The following is a 24,079-nucleotide window of genomic DNA, read 5'->3' on the forward strand; positions in this document are numbered from 1 at the left end:
CCTCGAAAGAAATTCGCACCATGATCGAGGACATCTCCCAGCGTATCGTGGAAGGGGCCAACCAGGCCCAGGAAAGTGGCGAAAGCATGGAGGAGATCAACCAGGCGATTCTGCGCGTCACCGACATGATGCAGGAGCTGGCCCTCTCGGCCAAGGAGCAGGAAGCCGGCATTAGCCAGATCAGCACCGCCGTCTCGCAGATGGATTCCGCCACTCAGGAGAACGTCTCATTGGTAGAAGAGACCAGCACTGCCTCCGCCTCATTGCAAGACGAAGCCTCACGTCTCGCTGCATTGGTCGGCGAATTCAAGCTCAAGCGAATGGGCGAAAGTCCCAGTGTCGGCAAGCTCGCGCCTTCAGTACAACAAACCTTCAAGCCTTTACAAGCACCGTTACCCCGCCATTCGACCACACCGGAATGGGAAGCATTCTAGCAGTCACATGATAATATTTAATTAAATAATTAAGGAGAGCCTAACATGGCTCTCCTTTTATTTTAATCTTTCCATCCTAAAACTCTTTACTATCAATACGACAAAATCTAAAGTCACGCCCCCTATAACTAAAATAAATCTATACAAATCTGACCAAGCAATTACTTTAGGAAAAAGAAATGATCAAGAACATGTCCGTCAAATTCGCAGTGGCGGGGGCCTTGGCTGCGTTACTCATTGCGTTGTTAATCATTGCTGCCGCAGGCATTATTGGTGAGAGAAGTGCAGTACGAAATTTAAACTACGTCAATGAAATAGCGGCTCACCAAATCACCTATATCAATCGTACCGAAGTCAACCTGATGGAAATACGTATCCGTCTGGCGCGCTTTGGTGAGTACTCACGTACTGGTGAACACCAGGCAGCTCAAGAATCATTGCGTCTGGCGCAAAATGCGTTGGTGTTGGCAGATAGTCGGCTCAATCAACTACTGAGCACCGACATTCCTCAAGGCGACCCACGCAGCACCCTGTTGAATTCGTTTGAGAGCTTGTTTCATCAGGTTCTCAATAGTGACTTCAGAAGCGACTTGAGCAGTGCCAACGTCAATGCGCTCATGGAGCACCGAGAGCGCATCAATCAACAGTTCGATGCCATCACTGAAACCGTTCGCCTTTTCAACGACTTGGCTCAGGGAGTATCGAACGACGTGATTGCCGATACGGAGCGCTTCAGCCTGTTCATTACCGTGCTGAGCTGTATTCTTATCGCACTGGCTATCGGGATTTACATTTCGGTACAGATAGGCATCAATAAACTGGTCGTTGGCCCCCTAAAGCGGGCGGGTACTGTCTGTGAAAGTATCGCCAAAGGCGACCTGACCAATACCATCGAGTCTCGCGGTAATAACGAAATTGGCCAGCTCTATCGAGCATTGCAAAACATGCAGAGCCAGCTGCAAGCCATGGTAGGCACCCTTTCCCAAAGCAGCGCAGCCGTGGCCAGCAGCTCTCAGCAAATCGCCAGCGGCAGTCAGGACCTGGCGTCGCGCACAGAGCAGCAGGCGGCAGCACTCCAGCAAACCGCCGCCAGCATGGACGAGATCTCCTCCATCGTGCGCCAGAATGCCGATACCGCCAGCCAGGCTGAGCTGCTGACGCAGGATGCCTCCCAAAAGGCTGAAACGGGTCAGCAAAAGTCGCAGCAGACCAGCCAGTTGATGCACGGCCTGGAAGAGAGCTCCAAGCGGGTCAACGAGATCATTCAGGTGATCGACTCCATTGCCTTCCAGACCAATATTCTGGCCCTGAATGCCTCCGTGGAAGCGGCCCGCGCAGGCGAGCATGGGCGAGGCTTTGCCGTCGTGGCCAGCGAGGTGCGCTCGCTGGCCACCAAAACCTCCAGCTCCTCGAAAGAAATTCGCACCATGATCGAGGATATCTCCCAGCGTATCGCGGAAGGCGCCAACCAGGCCCAGCAAAACGGCGAGAGCATGGAGGAGATCAATCAGGCGATTCTGCGCGTCACCGACATGATGCAAGAGCTGGCGCTCTCGGCAAAGGAGCAGGAAGCAGGCATCAGCCAAATCAGCACTGCCGTCTCGCAGATGGATTCAACGACTCAGGAAAACGTCTCACTGGTAGAAGAGACCAGCACGGCTTCAGTATCCTTGCAGGATGAAGCCTCACGCTTGGCCGAACTGGTAGGCGAGTTCAAACTCGAACGCGCCAGTCATCATCAGGCCAGCACCAGGCTCCCGCCAGCGATAAAGCGAGCGTTTCAAGCAGCCCCGACACCTGCGTTGGCCTCTCCCGCCCACCGCTCGGCCACCCCGGAATGGGAAGCGTTTTAACCTATTGTCGAGCTTAGAAAACCAAGGGCCCGTACATGACGGGCCCTTTTTTATTCAAAAACGATACAACTTTCTCAAACTATTCAACAAAATTATTACAAAATAATTTTTATATTAAAAATCAACATCTTATAAAAGTAAAAAAATGTCACACCCACTCTCATAAAGCGTCCAAATGTGCCGATAATGAGAAAGCGGGCCTCCCCTGCCTGCCCTGACTCGATCCCCCTATCGCACCTGAGAAGACCACCATGCGAAATATCTCTGTCAAACACTCCCTGGCAGCGGTGCTTGCCCTGTTGCTGATCGCTCTACTGGCCATTGCCACGACGGGCATTCTTTCCAAACTCAGTGTGATGGAAAGCCTGCGCGAACTGGACGAGGTGGCAGCACAACAAGTTGCCGCGATTAACCGAACAGAAGTCAACCTGATGGAGATGCGCCTGCGCCTGGCTCGCTACACCGCTTATATGGATGAGGGTGCCACTGGCCAAGCGCAAGAAGCCCTTGAACTTGCCCGTGCCGCATTGGAGCGCGCGGATACGCGGTTCAGCGAATTTACTGCCATTGAAGTGCCTCCCACGGCCATTCGGGCACCGCTGATTGCTGCCATTGTCGATTATTACCCGCGCATGATCAATGATGCCTTTCGCAATGATATGGCTGCGGCCAACTTTACCGGCTTGGCGCAACATCGCGAGCGCTTCAATGCCGAATTCGATACCTTGACCGACTCGATCCGTGCGTTCAATAGCCGTGCGCAGGCGCTGGCTGCCGAAGAAATTGCCCAGGCTGAGCGCTTGCATCATTTAACCTTGATCTTCAGCGGCGCCTTGATTTTCCTGGCCATTGCCCTGTTCATTGGCGTACAGATCGGGATCAATCGAATGATCGTACGCCCCTTGCAGCGGGCCGTTCAGCTGTGTGAAAACATCGCCCAGGGCGATTTGACCAGCGATATCGAATTGCGGGGCAATAACGAGATTGGTCGCCTGTACAGCGCCATGCATGACATGCAGGCCAAGCTGCAAACCATGGTGGGCACCCTGGCCCAAAGCAGCAGCGCCGTTGCGGCCAGTTCGCGCCAAATCGCCGGAGGCAGCCAGGATCTTGCCTCACGCACCGAACAGCAGGCCGCTGCCCTTCAGCAGACCGCCGCCAGCATGGATGAAATTTCGTCCATCGTGCGCCAGAACGCCGATACCGCTTCGCAGGCAGAACGCTTGACCCAAGACGCCTCGAAAAAAGCCGCGAATGGCAAGCAGGAGTCCGAGCAGACCAGCCTGCTCATGCGTGACCTGGAAAGCAGCTCGCAAAAGGTCAATGAAATCATTCAGGTCATCGACTCCATTGCTTTCCAGACCAACATCCTGGCATTGAATGCCTCGGTAGAAGCCGCCCGAGCCGGCGAGCACGGGCGCGGCTTTGCGGTCGTGGCCAGCGAAGTACGCTCGCTGGCCACCAAGACGTCGAACTCCTCGAAAGAAATTCGCACCATGATCGAGGATATCTCTTCGCGCATTGCCGATGGCGCCGATCAAACGCTGAAAAATGGCGAAAGCATGGAGGAGATCAACCAGGCCATCGTGCGGGTCAACGATATGATGCAAGAGCTGGCGTTGGCGGCCAAAGAGCAAGAGTCAGGCATCAGCCAGATCAGCACCGCCATCGCCGAGATGGACTCCGCCACCCAAGAGAACGTCTCGCTGGTGGAAGAGACCAGCACGGCCTCGGCGTCGCTGCAAGATGAAGCCTCTCGACTGGCAGAACTGGTGGCAGCTTTCCGGCTGCATCATTCAACGCAACGCGCCAGCCACACGCTCCCGACGTCTCGCCCGGCTCCGCGGCTACGCCAAGCCGCCACGAGCGCCCAATCATCCAAGCGCCCCACTTCCCACGCCGAGCCGGAATGGGAAGAGTTTTGATCGCCGCCTCGTCCAGGGCGTTCTAGCGGCATCACGCTATCGATAACCCCATGACGCAGGCCAAGCTGGCCTGCGTCATTGCCCTGCTCTATCGTACAAAAATTAAAATTGCGATAGGGTAGCCCTTTTCCGCTGCTGACTGCCTCCCTGGCCTCCCCATGCCGACACCCTATACTTCGTTACGCCGCCTGCCGCTTCGCACACGCATCATCGGCTTGATTACGGCGCTCATCTTTACCATCACGCTGTTGCTGAGCTGGGTCGCCTCTCGCGAAGCCGCGTTTCATCTGGAACGTCAGATTGGTGACGCCAGTGCCAACACGGCGTATCAAATGGCAGATAAGTTGAGCCGCAGCATGGATGCTCGCATCAAGGAGGTGCAGTTGCTCCTGGGCATTCGTGACGCCATGGGGAATCCCGATGCCCCGTTGACACGCCTCCAACTCGAACAGCTACAGCGCAACTACGAGGTGACCTCATGGATTGGCGTGACCGACGCGGAAGGAATCGTTGTCGCCGCCACAGGGGGCATACTCGAAGGCCAGTCCATCGCGGCTCGACCGGTGTTCATGGAAGGCCGACAAGCCCTCTGGATTGGCGACGTACATGAGGCTGTCCTGCTGGCCCAACTGCTGCCCAACCCCAGCGGCGAGCCGATCAAGTTCGTGGATATCGCGGCACCGCTGCTCAATGGGCAAGACCAGTTGGTAGGCGTGCTGGCCGTCCACCTCAGCTGGGACTGGGCGGCACAGGTAAAAGCCTCAATGTTCACCCCCGCCCTGCGTGAGCAGCAAACGGAGCTACTACTGCTTTCTGAAGAGGGTTCTGTGATTCTGGGGCCCCCTGACCTGCTGGGCGAAACGCTCACGTTTGCCTCGGCAAGTGGCACGATGTCCAGTGCTACTTGGGACATTGAAACCTGGCCCGATGGTGAAGATTACATGACCGGCATGGCACCAAGCCAAGCCTTTGGTGCCTTTCCTGGCTTGGGTTGGATCGCCATTAGCCGTCAGCCGGTGGACACGGCCTTTGCCCCTGTGGCGCGGGTACAGGAGCTCATTTTAGGCACCGGTTTACTGATGGCGCTGATGTTCTCGATTATCGGCTGGATTTTTGCAGCACGCTTAGTGGCCCCGTTAACGCGCCTGGCCCGTTCAGCCGATCATATTCAAACCGCCCAAAGCCGCTGTGCCATCGAGATCGAAACGGGCTCACCTGAGCTGGAGCGCCTCTCCACCTCGATCCGCAAAATGGTCGAGCGCCTGCAGGACCAGCGCCAGACCATCAATCAACTGGCGGACCTGGTGAATACCGACCCATTGACCGGCTTGCCCAATCGCGCCTTTCTGAATCAGTACTTGCAGCATGCCCAGCCGGAGGCCCAACGCCAACAGCAGAACCTGATCATGCTGATGTTCGACCTGGATGGCTTCAAGAACGTCAACGATACACTGGGGCATCATGCGGGTGATCTATTGCTGATCGAAATCACTCAGCGCTTGAAGACCACCCTGCGCAGTGGTGATGTGGTCGCCAGGCTGGGCGGCGATGAGTTCCTCATGGTCATCAAGAGCACGCCAGAAAACAGTCACTCTCTGGCCGAGGAAGTAAGCGAGCGCTTACTCACTCAAATCGCACTGCCTATCGAATTGCCCGGCAACATGACCGCCCAAGTCGGTTGCAGCCTGGGCGCTGCGGTGTGGCCCGAACATGGCATGGACATGCAACAGATCATACGCCATGCCGACAACGCGCTGTATCAGGCCAAGCATCAGGGCAAACATCGCCTGGTCATTTATCGACCTGACCAGTAAAACAGCGCTTCCACTGCTGCTCCAGCGCATCTTGGCCCATCTCGGTGAGGTAAGTGATGTTGCGTTCCGGAATGGCCGCCGTATCGCCGTAGAACTCGATGGCTTTTTCCACGCTGGCTTCGCGTAATACGTGGATCATCGGGTGCGGCGAACGGTTGGAGTAGTTGGCAGCCTCGTCGGGGTCGGCATCGGCGAAGCAGTAATCGGGGTGGAACGTCGCCAGTTGATACACGCCCTCATAGCCCAGCTGTTCCAATAGCTGTTCCGCCAGTTCCACGAAGTCCAGGTAGTGGTCAAAGCTTTTGAACAGCGTGGGAAACACCAGCAGGCTGGTTTCTGTCTCTGGGTGAGTATCCAGCCACTCGAACTCGGCGACCAGCTCCTCCAGCGCAATATCCACCTTTTTGGAGCGCACGACTTCCACACGCACCGCCTCGCGCTCCAATTCACGCTTGGCAAAGGGGCAGATATTGTGCCCGACGATGAAGTTGGCCACCCAAGTGAGCGTCTGGGCAACGACCAAGGCATCGTCAGCGTGATGCGAAGCAGAGGAAGCGGTATCCATAAAACTATTCCTAAAAATGATTCTTAAAAACGATCCCTAACACTCTTTTGGAACCCTACCATCAAGCATGCTGGTGGTATCGCGCCAGCGCGACTTCGTAGGATTTGTGGATATGGTCGTCCATTAATGCCCGCGCAGCAACCGCATCACGTTTCAGGGCAAGCTCTACCAGCTGATGGTGCTGATCGTCCAGTTCCTGACGGATGGTGGGCATTTTCGGGCCTAGCCGACGGTAGCGATCGAACTGGTCGTGCAACTGCTCGATGAAGCGCAGCAGCCACACCGAACCGCAGGGCGCCACCAGCGTACGATGAAACTGGGTGTGCAGCCGCTCCCACTCTTCGACGTTTTCCAGCGTGAGATCGGCGCGTTTGAGGCGGTGTGCCGCCGCCAGTAGATCGGCTTCCCATACCGCATCTCCGTGGGCAATGGCACGCTCCAGCGCCATGCCTTCGAGCTCGGTGCGCATCCGAGCAATGTCGTCCAGCTCTTCTCGGGATAGCTTGGGTACTCTGAAACCACGCTGATTCTCCTGAATCAGCAAGCCATAGGCTGCCAGCTTGTTCAAGGCTTCACGTAGTGGGCTCAGCCCCACCTGATACTGCTCCTTGAGCGCATTGATGGCCAGCTTCTCCCCTGCCGCAAAACGCCCCGCGACCAAATCACGGCGCAAAACGTCGTAAATGGAGCCAGGCACTTTCTCTGCGGAGAGCTGAATATGTTTGTTCATTACCGAGTCCTCAGGCAGGTTTTTCTCTGCATCGGTTGGCGGAGATGATGAGACCAAGTGTTGACGCCCCTCGACAGGCTCACCTATATTCTATTTTAGACAAGATAATCGATTTTTTAACCTACAAACGATCAAAGAGTCATCCGCATGCCATTCGACCCCGCTTCGGCCGTTGCCACGCCGTCCTCGAAGACGTTTACACAGGCGTTCGACACATGAAACAAACCGCGCTCTTCTGGGCTTTTTTCAGGGTGGGCATTTTTGGCTTTGGCGGTGGCCCCTCCATGATACCGCTGGTGCATGCAGAAGTCGTGACACGCCATCAGTGGCTCACCGACGAGGAGTTTGCCGATGTGCTGGCGATTGGCAATACCCTGCCGGGGCCCATTGCCACCAAGATGCCAGGCTACATTGGCTACCGCGTGGCGGGCATCAGTGGGTGCGTGCTCTCCGTGCTGGCAGTGGTGTTGCCCATGCTGATCGCCATGGTCGTGATGCTGGGTGCTTTCAGTCGCTATCGCGACATTGGCTGGATACAGGGCATGGGGCAGGCCGTGATCCCGGTGGTGATGGTCATGATGGGCCAGCTCACCTGGGATTTCTTCGATAAATCACGCGCCGCGCTGGGCTGGCTGGTCAGTATTGTCATGGCCGTCGTCGCGGGCGGCGTCATCTACTGGCTTGGCGTTCACCCAGGCTTCGTCATCGGCGCCATTCTGCTGGCAGCGCTGCTGCGGCCAAACCGTCAAGCGCGCTCGAAGGAGGCCGCATGATCTACTGGGAGCTGTTTCTGGCATTCTTTATTCCCAACATCGTGGGTTACGGTGGCGGGCCAGCCATCATCCCGCTCATCGAGGCAGAAGTGGTTGGCCGCTATGGCTGGATGAGTTCACAGGGGTTTGCCGAAACCCTGGCCCTGGGGAACGCGCTTCCCAGCCCTATCGCCACCAAGATGGCGGGCTATATCGGCTATGAAGTCGCTGGCCTGGGAGGCGCCGCCGTTGCCGTTGCCGCGACGGTGGTTCCTTCCCTGCTGCTGATGATCGGAGCACTGGGGCTGCTCTACCGCCACCGTGAATCGCCCAGGGTCAAGCGCATGAGCCAGTGGGTACGCCCGGTCATTGCCATCATGATGGCGTGGCTCACGCTCAGTTTCCTGCTGGAAAGCACCGCCAGCAGCGGCATCGTCCACACCCTGATCATCGGCATCGTCGCGGCCATCGCGCTTGTGCGATTCAACACCCACCCCGCTTTCGTTGTCATCGGCGCACTGGTTTATGGAGGGCTCTTTCTGGGCTGATCTTGACGTTTCACTGCATACAACAAGAACCCGAAATGGGACCACGCGCTCACCCTGTCACTGCTGAAAGGCAGTGGCCCACCACACCAACTCAATCAAAAAAAGGTGTATCACATGACGCGTTCGACACTTGCTCTCAGCACTACCCTGGCAGCCATTGGCCTCAGCGCCAGCATGGCGTTCACTTCCAATGCCTTCGCCGACTATCCGGAGCAGGACATCCGGCTGGTCATTCCCTATGGTCCTGGCGGCGCCACAGACATCATCTTCCGGTTGATTTCCCAGGAGGCCGAACAGCACCTTGGCACATCCATCGTACCCATGAACATGGCTGGCGCAGGCGCGACACTGGGTTCGCGTAACGTCAAGGATGCCACGCCTAACGGCTATACCCTGCTGGGTAGCCATGACACCATTGCACTTTCCAAGCTGGCTGGAACGGTCGACTACTCTTACGATGCCTTCGAGCCGATCGCTCTGCTGACGCAAACTATCAACATTCCCACGACCTATGCCGGGCACCCGGTGGAAAGCGCTGCCGACATCGCCGAATACGTGCGTGAGAATCCAGGCCAGGTGCGCTTCAGCATGATCCCCAGTTCGACGGACCACTTCTTCTGGGCACAATTTTTCCAGGAGGCCGGAATCGATATGGCCGATATCCGCCTGGTGGGTTACCCGGATACCGGCGAGCAGGTTTCTGCGCTGATGGCCCAGGAGATCGACTTCGCCATGTTCAATCTTCCGTCCGGGGGCGCCTTCTACCAGGACGGCACCTTTGTGCCGCTAGGCATCGCTCACCCCGAGCGGCTGGACAGCTTGCCTGACGTAGCCACCCTGCGAGAACAGGGCATCGAGATGGACCACTCCACCAGCCGCGGCATTTTTGCGCCCAAAGGCACTCCTCAGGAAATCCTCGACACGGTGGCTGCCGCGTACGGCCAAGCGCTGGAAAACGAACAAGTGCAGAGCCGTATCGAGAATGAATTCGGGTCTGTGGTTCGCTTCCTGGCAGGCGACGACTATCAAGCGTTTTTGACGGAGAACGAGGCAGCGCTATCTGCGGCAGCTGAAAACATCGATTTTCAGAACTGATCGACTCGCAGAGAGCTGCTTCATCACGTACTGACGCTTTATAGGTCTCACTCTGTCATTGGCCCCTGCGGCAAGCACCCCAGGGGCCTGTGGAGGCATCGCTAATGCTAACGCTTACCAAAGACCGCGCACTGGCGCTGGCGCTGCTCTTGATCGTGGCTGTCATGTGGGTGGAATCGAGTTCCATCAGGCCCCCCACCAGTTGGCAGCCCTATGGCTCAGCGCTCTTTCCGCGCATATTGCTGGTCACCATTGCCCTGCTGTCACTGGTGCTTCTGGTGCGCACCTTCTTTTCCCCTGCCACGCCGCCCCCTTCATGGTCGGCAGCGGTCTCTCAATGGTTCAACCGGCGGAAATCGGTACTGGCACTTTTTGGGATCTTCGGGCTGTATGCCGCCCTGCTTCCCGTACTCGGGTACATCGTTGCCACGATGGGGTTCATGGTGGCCTCGCTGGCGCTGCTGCTAGGTATGGACTCGCGACGCAAGTGGCTGATCAATCTGGGTATCAGCGGCACGCTGGTACCGCTGGTCTATATCATTTTCCGCTATGGCCTCAAGGTCTGGCTCCCCTAACGGCGAGGCGTTCACATGAGTCACTTTTTTCTTCAGGCACTCGCCGAGGTCAGCAGCCCTTCCGTATTGGGGCTCATCGTACTTGGCGTTCTGTTTGGTATCGTCGGGGGAAGCATTCCCGGCTTTACAGTTACCATGGCCATCCTGGTGGTCTTTCCCTTCACGTTCGCCATGGACCCGGTCAGCGGGGTGTCATTGATGGTGGGCGTCTTCGTGGGAGGTTACTCAGGCGGCATCGTCTCGGGCGTCATGCTGGGCATCCCCGGTACGCCCTCCTCCATTACCACGGTTTACGATGGCTACCCCATGGCTCAGAAGGGGGAGCCTGGGCGGGCGCTGGGCATCGGGGTCATGGCCTCGTTTCTGGGCACCTTGATCAGTGTTGCCGTACTGGTGTTCTTTGGCCCCTTGATTGCCAGCTTCAGCATGAATTTCCGCCCCTGGGAGATCACGGCACTTATCGTGTTCGCCCTGACGCTGGTGGCAGGGCTCTCCAACGGCGCGCTATTGAAAGGCTTGCTGGCCGCGGCCATCGGGCTCTTGATCACGACCGTGGGCTATGACCGCAACAGCAATCTGCGTTTTGACTTCGGCATACCCGCCCTGGGGTCTGGCTTTGAAATGCTGCCGGTGATGATTGGCATCTTTGCCTTTTCTCAGTTGCTCGGCAATATCGAAAAAATGCGTGACTCTGGCAGCAGCGGGAAAAGCGTCGATACCAACGTCGCCATCCCCTATGGTCAGATCATGCGTGACATGGCGGGCCAGAAACTGAACACCCTGCGCTCGTCACTGATCGGCAGTCTGATTGGCGCGCTGCCGGGAACCGGTGGCACCGTGGCAAACTTCGTCAGCTATGATCAGGCCAAGAAATTTTCCCGCCAACCCGAAACCTTCGGCACCGGCACGCCTAGCGGAATTGTCGCGTCCGAAGCCTCCAACAGCGCCGTCGCTGGAGGCGCTTTCGTGCCTACCCTGGCGTTAGGCATTCCAGGCGACCTGCCCATGGCCATCATGATGGGCGTGCTCATTTTGCATGGCATAACGCCCGGCCCCATGATGTTCGAACAGAACCCGGTATTGGTCGGCGCCATTTACGCGGGGCTGTTGATCAGCGCCGTCGTCATGGTGCTGTGCAACCTGCTGCTGGTGCGCTGGTTCGCCAAGATTTCACTGATTCCCCAGCAAATTTTGGTGCCCGTCGTACTGATGCTATGCGCCATTGGCGCTTATGCCCTCAATAACAATCTGTTCGATATCTGGGTGCTGTTCATCTTTGGCGTAATTGGCTATCTGCTATGGAAGGCCGAGGTGCCGCTGACGCCATTGATCCTCGGTGTCGTGCTGGGCAACAACCTGGAACGACAGCTGTTCAGAGCGCTGGAACTCGACCCTAACTGGCTGACGTTTTTGACACGCCCACTGTCGGCGCTGTTTCTTGCGCTAGCCGTCGCATCGGTGGTGTTTTCGCTCTACCAGGACCGCAAGACCAAACGTCTGAAACAGGCACCTGCATCTCATTGACTCTGATCTCACTGACTCTGATCTCGATAACCCTTGTTCACTGCACAGGAAACCAACAATGCATAACGATGCTCTTTTCTACCCAAGCGCCTCGCGCCGCATGACCACCTATGGCAAACGTGGCATGGTCGCCACGTCTCAGCCCCTGGCTGCCCAGGTCGGGGCCACCATCTTGCAGCAGGGTGGCAATGCCATCGATGCTGCCATTGCAACGGCAGCAGCGCTCACCGTGGTGGAGCCGACCTCTAACGGCATCGGTGGTGATGCCTTTGCCATCGTGTGGGTCGATGGCAAGTTGCACGGCCTGAATGCCAGTGGCCCCGCCCCTCAGGCGGCCACCATCGATGCCCTGAAAGCGCTGGGCCACGATGTCATGCCCAACCATGGCTTGCTACCGGTCACGGTGCCCGGTACGCCGGCCGCCTGGGCGGTGCTCTCGGAACGCTTTGGCAAACTGCCTTTTGCCGACCTGATCGCCCCTGCCATCGCCTTGGCAGAAGAGGGCTTTGCGGTCACCCCCATCATTCATCAGATGTGGCAAGAGGCCTTCAACACCTACGCCGTTTACCCCGATGCCGCCTTCAAACCGTGGTTTGACACCTTCGCTCCCAAAGGGCGGGCACCTCGTCCTGGCGAGCTATGGGCGTCTCCAGACCACGCCAGAAGCCTTACCGCCATTGCCAACACCCATGCCAAAGCATTTTACGAAGGCGAATTGGCCGATGCCATCGATGCCTTCTCGCGGGAGCACGGGGGCCTGCTGCGCAAGGAGGACCTGGCGGCTTACCAGCCCGAGTGGGTAGACCCGATCAGCGTCCGCTACCAAGGGCATGATATCTGGGAGATTCCACCCAATGGCAGCGGCTTGATCGTGCTCCAGGCCCTCGGCATGCTGGAGCACCTGGGCGCGGCTGCCCATGATCCTGTGGAAACCCTGCACCGTCGCATCGAGGCCACCAAACTGGCTTATGTAGATGGCTTCAAGCACATCACCGAAGGTGAAGCCATGCAGCCATCGGTCGCACAGATGCTCGACGATGGCTACTTGAAGGCTCGTGCAGCTCTCATCAACGAGCAAGCCCTGGACCCTCAGCATGGCAACCCGCTGCAAGGCGGCACCGTCTACCTGGCAACAGCCGATGGCGAAGGCAACATGGTGTCGTTCATCCAGAGCAACTTCAAAGGCTTCGGGTCTGGCATCGTCGTGCCGGGTACGGGGATCAGCCTGCAGAACCGCGGCTGGTCCTTCTCGCTGGACCCCGAGCATGCCAATGCACTGGCGCCGGGCAAACGCACCTATCACACCATCATTCCCGGGTTCATCACCAAGGGTGATCAGGCGGTAGGACCGTTTGGCGTGATGGGTGGCTACATGCAGCCTCAGGGCCATGTTCAGGTTGTCACGGCCATGCTGGAAGACCACTTGAACCCGCAGGCAGCGCTGGATATGCCGCGCTGGAAATGGACCTCCGGCAAGACCGTCGAAGTCGAAGCCGACTTCCCCAACCACCTGGCCCTGGCGCTGGCACGACGAGGGCACCACATCGTCAAGGTCGCTGACTCACTCAGCTTTGGCCGTGGCCAGATCATCCTGCGCAACCCAGGCACCGGGGTGCTTCAGGGGGGCACAGAGCCTCGTACCGACGGCGCCGTGCTGCCGCTCTAACGCATTTCCGCGTTGGCGCTGCTTGCCCACCCGCCCTTCCCAGGGCGGGCTGGCTCTTGCAGGCAAATCAACGCATCATGGGCACCGATGTTTCTTCTTCTGGCCACCCAGCGATGTCTCCATGAAACCTGCCCCCTCCTCCTCTCCCGCGCTATCAAGCGGGTTTTTCAACGTCTTTCGTTACAGCCAGCATGCCCTGCGCCTGGTATGGGAGACGTCACGCTGGATGATGCTGGGGCTTGCGCTGTGTACGCTGGTGGCGGGGGTACTGCCGGCCGTGGCGGCCTACGTTGGCCAACTGATCGTGGATGGCGTGCTGGCGGCCATGGAAGCCTACCAGGCCACCGAGGCGCCGAGCCTTTGGGAAGCCATTACCCCCGTACTGGGCCTGGTGGCGCTGGAAGGCGCGATCATTGCCCTCATCGCGCTCGCTCAGCGGGGCCTCTCGGCGCAGCAGGCGCTACTTCGTGCATTGCTGGGCCAGAAAGTGAACGTCATGATTCTGGAAAAAGCGGGCAAACTGTCGCTGGGCCAGTTCGAGGACTCGGAGCTTTACGACAAGCTGACCCGCGCTCGCCGAGAGGCCTCGACACGCCCGTTGGCACTGGTCACTAAAACCTTCGGGCTGCTGCAGAATGCGATCTCACTGGTCAGCTTTGGCGTCTTGCTGGTTCAGTTTTCGCCCTGGGCGCTGCTGATTCTGGTGGCCGGGGCGCTGCCTGTATTCATCTCCGAAGCCAAGTTCTCCGGCGATGCCTTCCGTCTGTTTCGTTGGCGCTCGCCACAAACGCGCATGCAGATGTACCTGGAAACCGTGCTGGCCCGCGAGGACAGCATCAAGGAGGTCAAGCTGTTTGGTCTCGAGCCGCTGTTCCTGCAGCGCTATCGGGCGATCTTTCAGCAGCTCTTTGCCGAAGACCGCCGGCTCACGCTGCGCCGCGAGAGCTGGGGATTCGTGCTGGGATTACTGGGCACGCTGACCTTTTATGCCGCCTACGGCTGGGTCGTGATCGAGACCATTGCCGGGACGCTCACGCTGGGGCAGATGACCATGTACCTGATGGTCTTCAAACAGGGCCAATCAGCATTGTCGGCCAGCCTGACGGCGATCAGCGGAATGTACGAAGACAACCTCTACCTTTCGAATCTCTACGAGTATCTGGAACAACCCACCGAAGGCGAGTCAGGCCACCTCACGCAGGGGGTTCAGCCAGGTGATGGCCTGCGTTTCGAGCAGGTCTCGTTTGCCTACCCTGGCGGCGGAGATGTCTTGCACGATATTTCACTGCACCTGGCGCCCGGTAGCAGCCTGGCCCTGGTGGGTGAAAACGGCTCGGGAAAAACCACCTTGATCAAACTGCTGACCCGGCTGTATCGGCCCACCCAGGGGCGCATACTGCTGGACGGCAGCGACCTGAACGACTGGGACAGCCAAGCCTTGCGTGCCCGCGTGGGTGTTATTTTTCAGGATTTCGTGCGCTATCAGCTCTCGGTAGGCGAAAATCTGGGCGTCGGCGACATTCAGGCTTTCGATGACGCACAGCGCTGGCAGCAGGCTGCCGAGGAAGGGCTGGCCGACCCTTTCATTCAGCGCATGCCCGACGGCTACCAGACGCAGCTGGGGCGCTGGTTCAAGAATGGCCAGGAGCTCTCGGGCGGGCAGTGGCAAAAAGTGGCGCTGTCGCGTGCCTACATGCGCCAGGAGGCGGATATTCTGGTGCTCGACGAACCTACCGCCGCCATGGATGCCGCCGCCGAAGCCGATGTCTTTGCGCGCTTTCGCGAACACAGCCGCAATAAAATGACGATTCTGATTTCCCACCGTTTTTCCACCGTGCGTAGCGCCGAGCAGATCATCGTCATCGATCAGGGGCGTATCATCGAGCGTGGCACCCACGAATCGCTGCTTGCCGACAAGGGGCGGTACGCCTCGCTGTTCCACCTCCAGGCAGAGGGGTATCGATAGCCGACTACCGCCTTTTAATACGCTATTAACTTCATGGTTTTTCACTATTTAGTGTTTCTCGGAGAACGTGAACAAAAGTGACATTCACCCCGACACTATCGCTCTTTGGAGGTGGGTCGATTATGTTATTACTTGTTAGCTCCCCCCTTCTCCGAGGCACTAAAAATGAAAACTCGCCTACAATTGATCAGCGTCAAATATTCAATTGCTTTTGTCAGTGTAGCGCTGGCACTGCTCGCTGTTTTCGTCTCGGACGTGCTGCTTGTCAACACCGTGCAGTCGCGCATGAGTGACTTCAGCCAGCGATTTGGGCCTGCGGCAGCGGCGGTCATCAATGCTGACCGCGACCTGCATCAGGCACGCATCGCAGAAGCCGAATTCGTACTGGTCAGCCCCAATAGTGTGGAGGCTAATACCTACCTTGCCACCTTTGAAGAAAATGCTTTGCAAGCCCTTTCCGGCATGCAAAACTTTAAATCGCTAATGCAAGATCATCCTGAGTTATTATCCGAACTAACAACTTTCGAAACACTATACACACAGTGGAAAGATGCCTCTCTCACGGTATTCAATGCGCATAAAGAAGGCAACTTGACATTAGCATTACAGCTACACAAAACAACGTCGTTAACGACATTTAGTGCACTACGTGAACTCTATGACCTTGCCGGAGACCAGGTAGCAGCGCTGGCGAGCGCGACCGAAACCAGTACCATCCAGCATGTTCAGCGTCAGGAGTGGATCACTGGCCTATTTGCAGCCATCGTTTTCTTCGTTGCCATCTTCATTGCCCTGGCAGGCCCGATCAGCATGTCACGGGCCATTCGTCAGGTCACGGCGCGCATCAAGGACATTACCGAGGGTGAAGGCGACCTGACGGCGCGCATCGAAAGCCAACGCAAGGATGAAATCGGCGAACTCGCTCAGCAGTTCGATGCCTTCATCAAACGCATTGACGATACGCTTCAGTCCGTCAGCAATAGCACGGTCAGCCTGCAGCATGCCTCCAATGAAATTGCCAAGAGCAGCCAGGAGCTGGCCACTCGGACGGAACAGGCGGCAGCCAACTTGCAGCAAACGTCAGCCTCCATGGAAGAGATTGCAGCCGTCGTCAACAATGCCTCGGAATCGGCGCAGCAAGCCAATCAGCTGGCGCTCTCGACCCGTGAAATAGCCCAGCACGGCATCAGCGCGATGCACGGTGTACAGCAATCGATGACCGATATCAGCACCTCTTCAAGTCAGATTGGCGATATCGTCAGCATGATCGAAAGCATTGCCTTCCAGACCAATATCCTGGCGCTGAATGCCTCGGTCGAGGCCGCCCGAGCGGGCGAGCACGGGCGCGGGTTTGCGGTGGTAGCCCAGGAGGTTCGCACCCTGGCCAGCCGTGCCAGCGAAGCTTCCAAGAGTATTGCAGCGCTGATCAGTACCTCCGCCGAACACACTCATGCGGGTGTGGCCCAGGTACACAAGGCCAGTGCGACGCTGCAACAAATGATGGAAAGCATCGAGCGCGTGGCCGATGTGGTTGCCGAGATCAGCGCAGGCGCCAAAGAGCAGAGTGTCGGCATCGGCCAGGTCAACGACGCTGTCAGTGAGCTGGACAGCATGACTCAGCACAACGCCTCGATGGTGGAAGAGTCGAGCGCCGCCGCCGCCGAGCTTCGCGAGCAAGCGGATAGACTGGGTATGCTGGTGGGCGCCTTCAAGCTCAGCAATACGTCCTCCGCGCCTTTGGTGACACGTAAAGTAGCACTTGCTGAGCCGCGCCGACACACACTACAGTTAACTTCAGCACACTCCAGAAAACGAGTACTCCAGACCACACCGGATTGGGAGTCCTTCTGATGACACGATTACCGTTCGTTAATTCCTGATCTGTTTCTCATAGCGCCTTTGGGGTCCCTGCCCAAAGGCGCTTGAGCCTTGCCTACCCAGGCGTTTGTTCGTGCAGCGATAACACTTACCCATACGCAACGCACGTACTCTAAAGGACTTTGTATGCCCCCCAGCGCGTTAGTGATCGATGACGATGTAGATATTCAGCTGCTAGGCAAGATGCTGCTCAGCCGCCACGGGTTCGAGGTTGTCACGGCGGGCAGCCTTGGGGAGCTGGCCCGCAACCCTGCGCTCTTGAACGTGAACCTGATCGTGCTGGACTTTGGGCTCGGCGACTTTACCGGGCTGGATATTCTGGATTACCTGTACGACCTGCGCTTGAGCGCTTCGATCTTGTTATTGAGCAGCTGTTCGGCAGAGACAGCCGCCCATGCACTTGCCGAAGGAAAGGCCAAAGGATTGAAGATGCTTGGCTTTCTTCCCAAGGCGAAGCTGCTGACTCACCTGGGCGACTTCATCGAACAGATCGAAGCCTCCCCCAAGCCACCCTCGGCAGGGGAGCTGGCGATGGCCATCAAGCACGAGCATATCTGCCTGGCGCTGCAACCCAAGATATCGCTGGCCACGGGCCAGGTGATCGGGGCGGAAGCGCTGGTTCGCTGGCAGGACCCGGTGCGTGGGATGGTCTATCCCGACAGCTTCATTCCTCTGGCCGAAAAAAGCGGCCTGATGGTCCCCCTTACCTGGAGCGTATTGACCCTGGCTCTCGAGCAGCAAGCTGCCTGGCATGCTCAAGGCCTCAATTTGACCATGGCCGTCAACGTGCCTGCCGAGTTTCTCAAGGCGGAGAACATGCTCTCGGCCTTCGACGCGCTATGTGCACACTACCCCGCCACGATGCCCAAGCTGACCCTGGAACTCACCGAATCGGTGAGCGTCGAGTGCCTGGGCTATGCGCGCCACGTACTGGAAGAGTTACGCAGCCGAGGGTTCAAACTGGCGCTGGATGACTTCGGCACCGGCTACTCATCGCTGACGCAACTTTATCGGTTACCTTTCGACGAACTGAAAATAGACCGCAGCTTCGTTTCCTTGATCGATAGCGAGCCCAATGCGCGTACCATCACGCTTGCCATCGTGGAATTGGGAACGAAGCTCGGCATGAGCGTGGTAGCAGAAGGCATCGAGAACGCCGCTCAACAATCTCATTTGGCGGCGGCAGGTTGCCCCGTCGGCCAGGGCTATTTCATCTCTCGCCCGCTATCTGGCGATGCATTTAGCCTTTGGCTGGCACAACATCTGGCGGCCTAGGCCCTGCCTGGAAACGGGCCGCCAAACCCAGATCATGAATCCGAAAGGTGGCACAAGCCCTGCTCATTGAGCGCTTTGCGCGTAAGACTCTTCTGAGTTTCCAGTGAGGACAGCAGGGCAGCAATACTCTCTGGCGCCTGAACACTGGCTTGCTCCAGCTTGGCAGCCTGCCCCGCCACGGCCTTGCACCCTAGCGATGCGGCCGCACCTTTCAGCGAGTGGGCTTCTTTTTTCAAAGCGTCGTGATCTCCTGCCAGCCAACATGCCCGCAAACGAATCAAGCGCTCTTCCAGGCGTGACAGGAATGTCGTCAGTAGCGCATCCAGCGCCGTAGGTTCGAAGGCCTCCTTCAGCTCGTTGCAAATATGTGCATCCAGCACGGACTCGGACACGTCGGTAGCCGGTGCTTCTTCAGCAGGCAAAGGGGGCGCACACAAGGGGCCTTGTGGGTCACTCCCTGCAGTCACGAAGCGACTGATCAACTGCTGTAGCTCATCACGGGTGAACGGCTTGTTGATCATGTCGTCCATGCCGCTATCGAAACAGCGCTGACGATGCTCCGGCATGACATTGGCGGTCATGGCCACGATCGGCAGGTGCGGCAACTGGTGTTCGGCCTCGAAGCTGCGCCAGCGCAGCGTGGTTTCCGTGCCGTCCAGAATCGGCATTTGCATGTCCATGAGCACCAGATCGATGGCAGCATACTCTACTTGCAGTCGCTCCAACGCAGCCTGACCATTTTCGGCAATACTGACCCGCTGCCCCAGCTGTTCCAGCATGACGCGTGCCACGGTCTGATTGATCGGGTTGTCTTCGACGATGAGGATGTGATGGTCGGCCGTTGGACGAGTACACTGCTCACGTTGTGCGTATTCACAGTCGTTACCTGCTTTGGGCATGGTCACCACGAACCAGAAACGGCTGCCGACGCCCACCTCGCTCTCCACACCAATTTCCCCTGCCATGGCTTGCACCAGCCGTTTGCAAATGGCTAGCCCAAGCCCTGTCCCTTCATGGCGCCTGGCGATGGAAGTATCCACTTGGGAAAAAGCCGCGAACAGGCGCTCCTGATCCGCCTGCGAAATGCCGCAGCCACTATCATGCACTTCGACCAGCAACTGATCGTTCTCTAGCGGTGACACAGAGCATCTGACGTACCCACTATCCGTGAACTTCAGCGCATTGTTGATGAGGTTCATCATGATCTGGCGTAAACGGGCAATGTCTCCCACCACGAAACGAGGCAGCGCCGGGTCGATGGAGTAACTGAACTCGACCCAACGGTTTTTTTCCTGCAAGACATAGCCCATGCAAAGTGCTTCGACACATTCATGGATATCAAAGGGACGGTTGTCCAGGTCCAGACGACCGCTCTCTATCTTGGTGTAATCCAGAATGTCATTGATCACGCTGCGCAGGCTGTCGGCGCTGCGCTTCAAGGCCGAGACGTACGCCTGGCCTTTGGGGGAGTGCACTTCGTCACCAAGCAGGTCGGCCATGCCCACCACGCCATTGAGCGGGGTGCGAATTTCATGGCTCATTACCGCCATGAACTCGGATTTCGCCTGACTGGCGATTTCAGCCCGGCGCGCAGTCTCCTTGAGTTCCTGACTCTTCAACTCGAGCGCCTGGGCCTTGCGTAAGCTCGAGCGCCCCTCCCGCAGCAGCGCACGCACCAACATACCGCCGGAAAACATCAGCGACAGCAACAACACCAGCGCCAGCCCATACAGCTGAGTCATCCTCTCGCGTTCTTCCGTGCGCATACGCGCCACGCTGGCATTGGTCTCGATCAATACGGTGCCGGTAAATGTCTGCAACTGCTGAGTCGTGCTCATCAGCTCCGCCATCAATGCGGGGGTCAACGCCTCCGGCTGCTCCCATAAAGGGTCTAATAGACCATCCAGTGCATCCACCCACTCAGCCGCCTGGACGATGTTGTCGTTGATAACGTCGATCTTCGACACTGCAAGGTTGATTTCGCCCTGTTGAAAAAGATTCTTGCGGCTATAGAGAATTTCGAACCTCTGCAGCAGGTCGTCCACGCTGGCACTGCCGATCTGCACGTCTACCAGCGCCATATGCAGTTCGCGGACTTCACGGTCGAACTGATAGCCCGTCCACACCAGGTTTTCCAGCAAGCGGTTCTCGATCGCGTGCTGACGCTGAAAGATGACGCCACCCGTAATGATGGCAGACAGAAAAAACAGGATGGCCGAAAAGGTGGCCACCCTGACGCGTTTGGAAAAGTAGTGTTTGAAAGTGGCTAACATGGCGTTTACCCGGCGAGGTTACCGCGTGGCGAACAATGGCACCTCGCGGCGGGTTACTCGATTTCGATGCGCTTCACTTGCCAGACCGAGCGGGTCAGGATCTCTTCGTTCAGCAGTGACGGGGTTTCATCGAAGGGATAGATGACGAACAGTGGCCCATGGTCGCGAATACGCAGCGGACTGCCATCGGCACTCATGGCCAGGATCACGTCGTACTCCTGAAAATCACTGACGGGAATCGTGGATGCATAATCATTGAGCGCAATCACTCTCATCTGCTCACCGTCAGCCCCTACCGCTTCCAGCAGCGCGCGCCCCAACGGCCCCTCGAAGCTGACCACGCCATCGTGCCAAGGCGTACTGGTGCGCGTCGTGCGCTGTGCCAGGGCTTCCAGCATGGCGCGATCGAAATGGGCTTCATCCCCCGCATTGGTATGGGTAAGCTTACCCGCCACTTCCAGCACCACTTGCCCGGCAGGAGCCTCCAACGCTTGGACACTGGTAAGGAAAGATACCCCCGCCAACAATACAAAAGCCTTATTAATCAGTTTATTGGTCATTTCACCCCCTCCTCGATGATAAGCGGAGTATAGCGCTGAGACTTAAGCGTTAACTGTAAACCTTTGTGTCACTCGGCCAAACTCAACTAGAATTAATGGATGAGCAGTTCTTCCAGGCGGTGTGAGATTTATCACACGATAAAAATAGGTAACTCACTATGCATATCGGTGTGCTTGAAGACGATCTTGACCAACAAGCATTTATTGAACAGTGCCTGCTCTCTGCCGACCATCAGGTGTCGCTGTTCGGCAGAGCCAGTGAACTTAGACGTGCCACGCAAGAGAAGCGCTTCGATTTCCTGATCATTGATTGGCGCCTTCCAGATGCCTGCGGCATGGACGTGGTGAGCCATCTGCGCCAGAACGATGGTTGGCGTGGGCCGATTCTGTTCATTACCGCCAGCCAAGGCGAAGACGACGTGGTGAAGGCGCTGGAACAGGGAGCCGACGACTTTCTGGCCAAGCCGCTACGCCCCAAGGAATTTCTTGCTCGCGTCAGTGCGCTGGGCCGACGTGCAGGGTATGAAACGCCCCGCCCATCGGCCAACTGTCCTAGCGCGTTCGATATCAATACCGTCGAACATACGATCAGTGTCGATGGGCATATGGTGGAGCTCACCGAGCGAGAGTACCGTCTGGCGACGCTGTTCTTCTCAAAAGTCGGCGAATTGCTGAGCCGTGCACATCTGCTCGAACTGGTGTGGGGGATCAAAGGGGATGTCTCGACCCGCACGGTGGATACCCATGTCAGCCGCTTGCGCCGCAAGCTGGAACTGGATGGGCGGCACGGTCTTCGGTTGCGCAGTATCTACCAGTCAGGCTATCGCCTGGAGACCTGTCATATGGCACCCGTAGAGAAGGTGGTCAATTAAAAAGGTAGCCAATTAAAAAAGCCGACCGACACCCCAAGGGGCCTGGGTCGGCGAAGCTGATGAGAGTCTGCAATCACGCGTCAGCGTGTGCAGTGATGCTTGGGGAAAGCATCGCCAAACTGCCTGCGTCAAGCGGCTTGGCGATGCCCTCTGTCGATTGATCGAGTCAACCTCCCCCGTCCTTTGCGCGAGTAGCTGCCCTTGCCCTTCTTGGGCGTTTGCTGCTGCAGTTTGAACATGGGTGTTCGCAGCTGTGCTTTCAAGGCATTGTCCTTGATACCGTGTCGCTTTTTCATACGTTTACCTATGTAAATTCCTTCGGACTTGCAAACGAGCATTGGCCCGCTTCTGGACAGACAAGCGGCAGGTTGGTTCCCTGGAGCGGCAATCGCTACTGGAAATGGCTGCTGGAAATGGCCGCTAAAGATGCGCCCCCACCAACATGCTGAGCCACCCGGCCACCCGTTTACGCCAGGGGCGATTCTCCCAGCGCTCGAGGTCGTAGCGCTCCGCCTGCTGCAGATCCTCTTCCACCAACAGGCGCACATACCGGGCAAATTCCTCATCGTAGACGTTGAGATTGCCTTCCTGGTTGATCCTGAACGAGCGATTGTCGAGGTTGGTCGACCCAATGCTGGCAAAGCGATCGTCGACACTGATCAGCTTGGCGTGATACATGGCAGGCTGGTACTCGTAGAACGCCACGCCTGCTTCCAGCATGGGCCGCCAGCGATTCACCGAAGCGTGGCGCACGAAGCCTTTATCGATGCTGTCACCGGGTACCAGAATGGTGATCTCCACGCCCCGCTCCCGTGCCTCGATCAGCGCCTGGAGAAACTGTTCATCCGGATAAAAGTAGGCCGACCCGAGAGTGATATGCTCTTGGGCCGAGGCGATGACCAGCATCAACATCTTGCGCATGCGGTGACGCCCCTCCAGGGGGGTACTGGTCACCATTTGTGCCGTTACATCGCCCTCTTCACTCAGCTCGGGAAAGTAGCGCTCCCCCAATAGCAGCCGTCCGCTGGCATCCAGCCAGGTATCCACGAAGGCCGCCTGCATGTTGCCGACCACGGGCCCTCGAACGCGGAAATGGTGATCTCGATAGCCGACGTCGTCACCTTCCGGCAGCCAGCTGTCCGTCACGTTGGCCCCGCCAATGAAACCGGTGTGGCCGTCTACCACCAGCAGCTTGCGGTGGGTACGGTGATTGAAACGGCTCAACTCGTACCAGGCGGGCTTGCGCCAGCGAATCACGTCGACCCCGGCGGCTTCCAGGCGCTCGAACTTGCCCTGAGCTGCAGGTACCGAGCCTACGTAATCGATCAGTGCATGCACCGCCACGCCGCGCTCGGCAGCGGCCGACAGCGCTTCCACGAAGGGGTCGGCGGCCGTTGCGCCCCAAAATTCATAGGTTTCGAAGGTAATGCTGCTCTCGGCGGACGCGATGGCTGCCAGCATGGCGTCATAAATGGCTTCGCCATCGGTGAAGGGGTCGATGCGGTTACCCGACACCAGCGGCTGCTCCAGCAGCAACCCCATGGTGCGCATGAACGCCTCGTCCTGCGTGCCCATGTCTACCGACACGGGCTCCAGCAGCCGCTTGGGTGACGGCTGGGCATTGTGATACAGCACGCTGCCCACCATGAAGAGAGCGGCTACTACGCAGCTGGTATAGAAAACGAGTCGAGTACGGCGTTTCAAGGGTGGCTCCCTGCCTCATAAGCGTGGCTCATGATTGCAGCTCCCCCCAGTGAACGCCAGCCAAAGCGTC

The 24,079-nt window shown here is 57.7% G+C and carries 21 protein-coding genes; 14 read left to right on the forward strand and 7 right to left on the reverse strand.

Annotation, left to right across the window (positions count from 1 at the left end):
- The 4 genes from FEU76_RS07930 to FEU76_RS07945 form a co-directional block, all read left to right on the forward strand.
- A partial coding sequence (locus tag FEU76_RS07930) for a methyl-accepting chemotaxis protein (protein ID WP_260851371.1) occupies positions 1 to 434 on the forward strand: 434 nt, incomplete at its 5' end.
- A 191-nt stretch (positions 435 to 625) separates the two neighbouring features.
- Positions 626 to 2,287 carry a methyl-accepting chemotaxis protein gene (locus FEU76_RS07935; RefSeq protein WP_260851372.1) on the forward strand — a complete coding sequence of 554 codons (1,662 nt, stop codon included), beginning with the start codon at positions 626 to 628 and terminating at the stop codon, positions 2,285 to 2,287.
- Between the two features lie 251 nt (positions 2,288 to 2,538).
- Positions 2,539 to 4,212 carry a methyl-accepting chemotaxis protein gene (locus FEU76_RS07940; RefSeq protein WP_144981924.1) on the forward strand — a complete coding sequence of 558 codons (1,674 nt, stop codon included), beginning with the start codon at positions 2,539 to 2,541 and terminating at the stop codon, positions 4,210 to 4,212.
- A 158-nt stretch (positions 4,213 to 4,370) separates the two neighbouring features.
- Entirely contained in the window at positions 4,371 to 6,026 is a 1,656-nt protein-coding gene (locus FEU76_RS07945) for a sensor domain-containing diguanylate cyclase (protein ID WP_144981927.1), read from the forward strand.
- Here the strand turns inward: FEU76_RS07945 and FEU76_RS07950 are convergent.
- On the reverse strand, positions 6,004 to 6,591 hold the full coding sequence (locus tag FEU76_RS07950) for a DUF1415 domain-containing protein (RefSeq protein ID WP_144981930.1): 588 nt from the start codon (positions 6,589 to 6,591) through the stop codon (positions 6,004 to 6,006). The genes FEU76_RS07945 and FEU76_RS07950 overlap by 23 nt on opposite strands.
- A gap of 61 nt (positions 6,592 to 6,652) precedes the next feature.
- Positions 6,653 to 7,321 carry a GntR family transcriptional regulator gene (locus FEU76_RS07955; RefSeq protein ID WP_039176828.1) on the reverse strand — a complete coding sequence of 223 codons (669 nt, stop codon included), beginning with the start codon at positions 7,319 to 7,321 and terminating at the stop codon, positions 6,653 to 6,655.
- A 215-nt stretch (positions 7,322 to 7,536) separates the two neighbouring features.
- Between FEU76_RS07955 and FEU76_RS07960 the strand changes: the two genes are divergently transcribed.
- The 7 genes from FEU76_RS07960 (at position 7,537) to FEU76_RS07990 (ending at position 15,447) form a co-directional block, all read left to right on the forward strand.
- On the forward strand, positions 7,537 to 8,094 hold the full coding sequence (locus FEU76_RS07960; RefSeq protein WP_016914715.1) for a chromate transporter: 558 nt from the start codon (positions 7,537 to 7,539) through the stop codon (positions 8,092 to 8,094).
- Entirely contained in the window at positions 8,091 to 8,621 is a 531-nt protein-coding gene (locus FEU76_RS07965) for a chromate transporter (RefSeq protein WP_039176834.1), read from the forward strand. The genes FEU76_RS07960 and FEU76_RS07965 overlap by 4 nt, the downstream gene beginning before the upstream one ends.
- A gap of 114 nt (positions 8,622 to 8,735) precedes the next feature.
- Entirely contained in the window at positions 8,736 to 9,716 is a 981-nt protein-coding gene (locus FEU76_RS07970; RefSeq protein ID WP_260851373.1) for a Bug family tripartite tricarboxylate transporter substrate binding protein, read from the forward strand.
- Between the two features lie 104 nt (positions 9,717 to 9,820).
- Positions 9,821 to 10,291 (forward strand): tripartite tricarboxylate transporter TctB family protein, encoded by a 471-nt coding sequence (locus FEU76_RS07975; protein ID WP_096922438.1) that lies wholly within the window; start codon positions 9,821 to 9,823, stop codon positions 10,289 to 10,291.
- 15 nt (positions 10,292 to 10,306) lie between these two features.
- Complete coding sequence (locus tag FEU76_RS07980) at positions 10,307 to 11,815, forward strand: tripartite tricarboxylate transporter permease (RefSeq protein WP_096922437.1); 1,509 nt, start codon at positions 10,307 to 10,309, stop codon at positions 11,813 to 11,815.
- A gap of 58 nt (positions 11,816 to 11,873) precedes the next feature.
- Positions 11,874 to 13,481, forward strand: coding sequence for a gamma-glutamyltransferase family protein (locus tag FEU76_RS07985; protein ID WP_096922436.1), 1,608 nt, complete (start codon positions 11,874 to 11,876; stop codon positions 13,479 to 13,481).
- 121 nt (positions 13,482 to 13,602) lie between these two features.
- Entirely contained in the window at positions 13,603 to 15,447 is a 1,845-nt protein-coding gene (locus tag FEU76_RS07990) for an ABC transporter ATP-binding protein (protein WP_144981933.1), read from the forward strand.
- Between the two features lie 201 nt (positions 15,448 to 15,648).
- On the opposite strand, the gene FEU76_RS18715 is transcribed toward FEU76_RS07990, so the two are convergent.
- On the reverse strand, positions 15,649 to 15,897 hold the full coding sequence (locus FEU76_RS18715; RefSeq protein ID WP_260851374.1) for a hypothetical protein: 249 nt from the start codon (positions 15,895 to 15,897) through the stop codon (positions 15,649 to 15,651).
- Between the two features lie 141 nt (positions 15,898 to 16,038).
- Here FEU76_RS18715 and FEU76_RS07995 point away from each other — a divergent pair, with 141 nt between their 5' ends.
- Both FEU76_RS07995 and FEU76_RS08000 read left to right on the forward strand, forming a co-directional pair.
- Positions 16,039 to 17,298 carry a methyl-accepting chemotaxis protein gene (locus FEU76_RS07995; protein WP_260851375.1) on the forward strand — a complete coding sequence of 420 codons (1,260 nt, stop codon included), beginning with the start codon at positions 16,039 to 16,041 and terminating at the stop codon, positions 17,296 to 17,298.
- 153 nt (positions 17,299 to 17,451) lie between these two features.
- Positions 17,452 to 18,600: an EAL domain-containing response regulator gene (locus FEU76_RS08000; RefSeq protein WP_096922433.1), complete on the forward strand. Its 1,149-nt coding sequence runs from the start codon at positions 17,452 to 17,454 to the stop codon at positions 18,598 to 18,600.
- Positions 18,601 to 18,632: 32 nt separating this feature from the next.
- On the opposite strand, the gene FEU76_RS08005 is transcribed toward FEU76_RS08000, so the two are convergent.
- A complete protein-coding gene (locus FEU76_RS08005; RefSeq protein WP_144981940.1) occupies positions 18,633 to 20,873 on the reverse strand; it encodes an ATP-binding protein in 2,241 nt (746 codons plus the stop codon).
- A 53-nt stretch (positions 20,874 to 20,926) separates the two neighbouring features.
- Positions 20,927 to 21,433, reverse strand: coding sequence for a molybdopterin-dependent oxidoreductase (locus FEU76_RS08010; RefSeq protein WP_144981943.1), 507 nt, complete (start codon positions 21,431 to 21,433; stop codon positions 20,927 to 20,929).
- A 158-nt stretch (positions 21,434 to 21,591) separates the two neighbouring features.
- Here FEU76_RS08010 and FEU76_RS08015 point away from each other — a divergent pair, with 158 nt between their 5' ends.
- Entirely contained in the window at positions 21,592 to 22,305 is a 714-nt protein-coding gene (locus tag FEU76_RS08015; RefSeq protein WP_052196350.1) for a response regulator transcription factor, read from the forward strand.
- A 128-nt stretch (positions 22,306 to 22,433) separates the two neighbouring features.
- Here the strand turns inward: FEU76_RS08015 and arfA are convergent, their stop codons facing one another.
- Both arfA and FEU76_RS08025 read right to left on the reverse strand, forming a co-directional pair.
- Complete coding sequence (gene arfA, locus FEU76_RS08020) at positions 22,434 to 22,643, reverse strand: alternative ribosome rescue factor ArfA (protein ID WP_313955437.1); 210 nt, start codon at positions 22,641 to 22,643, stop codon at positions 22,434 to 22,436.
- Positions 22,644 to 22,725: 82 nt separating this feature from the next.
- Complete coding sequence (locus FEU76_RS08025) at positions 22,726 to 24,009, reverse strand: phospholipase D-like domain-containing protein (protein ID WP_222114794.1); 1,284 nt, start codon at positions 24,007 to 24,009, stop codon at positions 22,726 to 22,728.
- Positions 24,010 to 24,079: the final 70 nt, after the last annotated feature.

Origin of the sequence: Halomonas sp. C22, assembly GCF_007655045.1 — a bacterium.
In the GTDB taxonomy this organism is placed as follows: domain Bacteria; phylum Pseudomonadota; class Gammaproteobacteria; order Pseudomonadales; family Halomonadaceae; genus Vreelandella; species Vreelandella hamiltonii.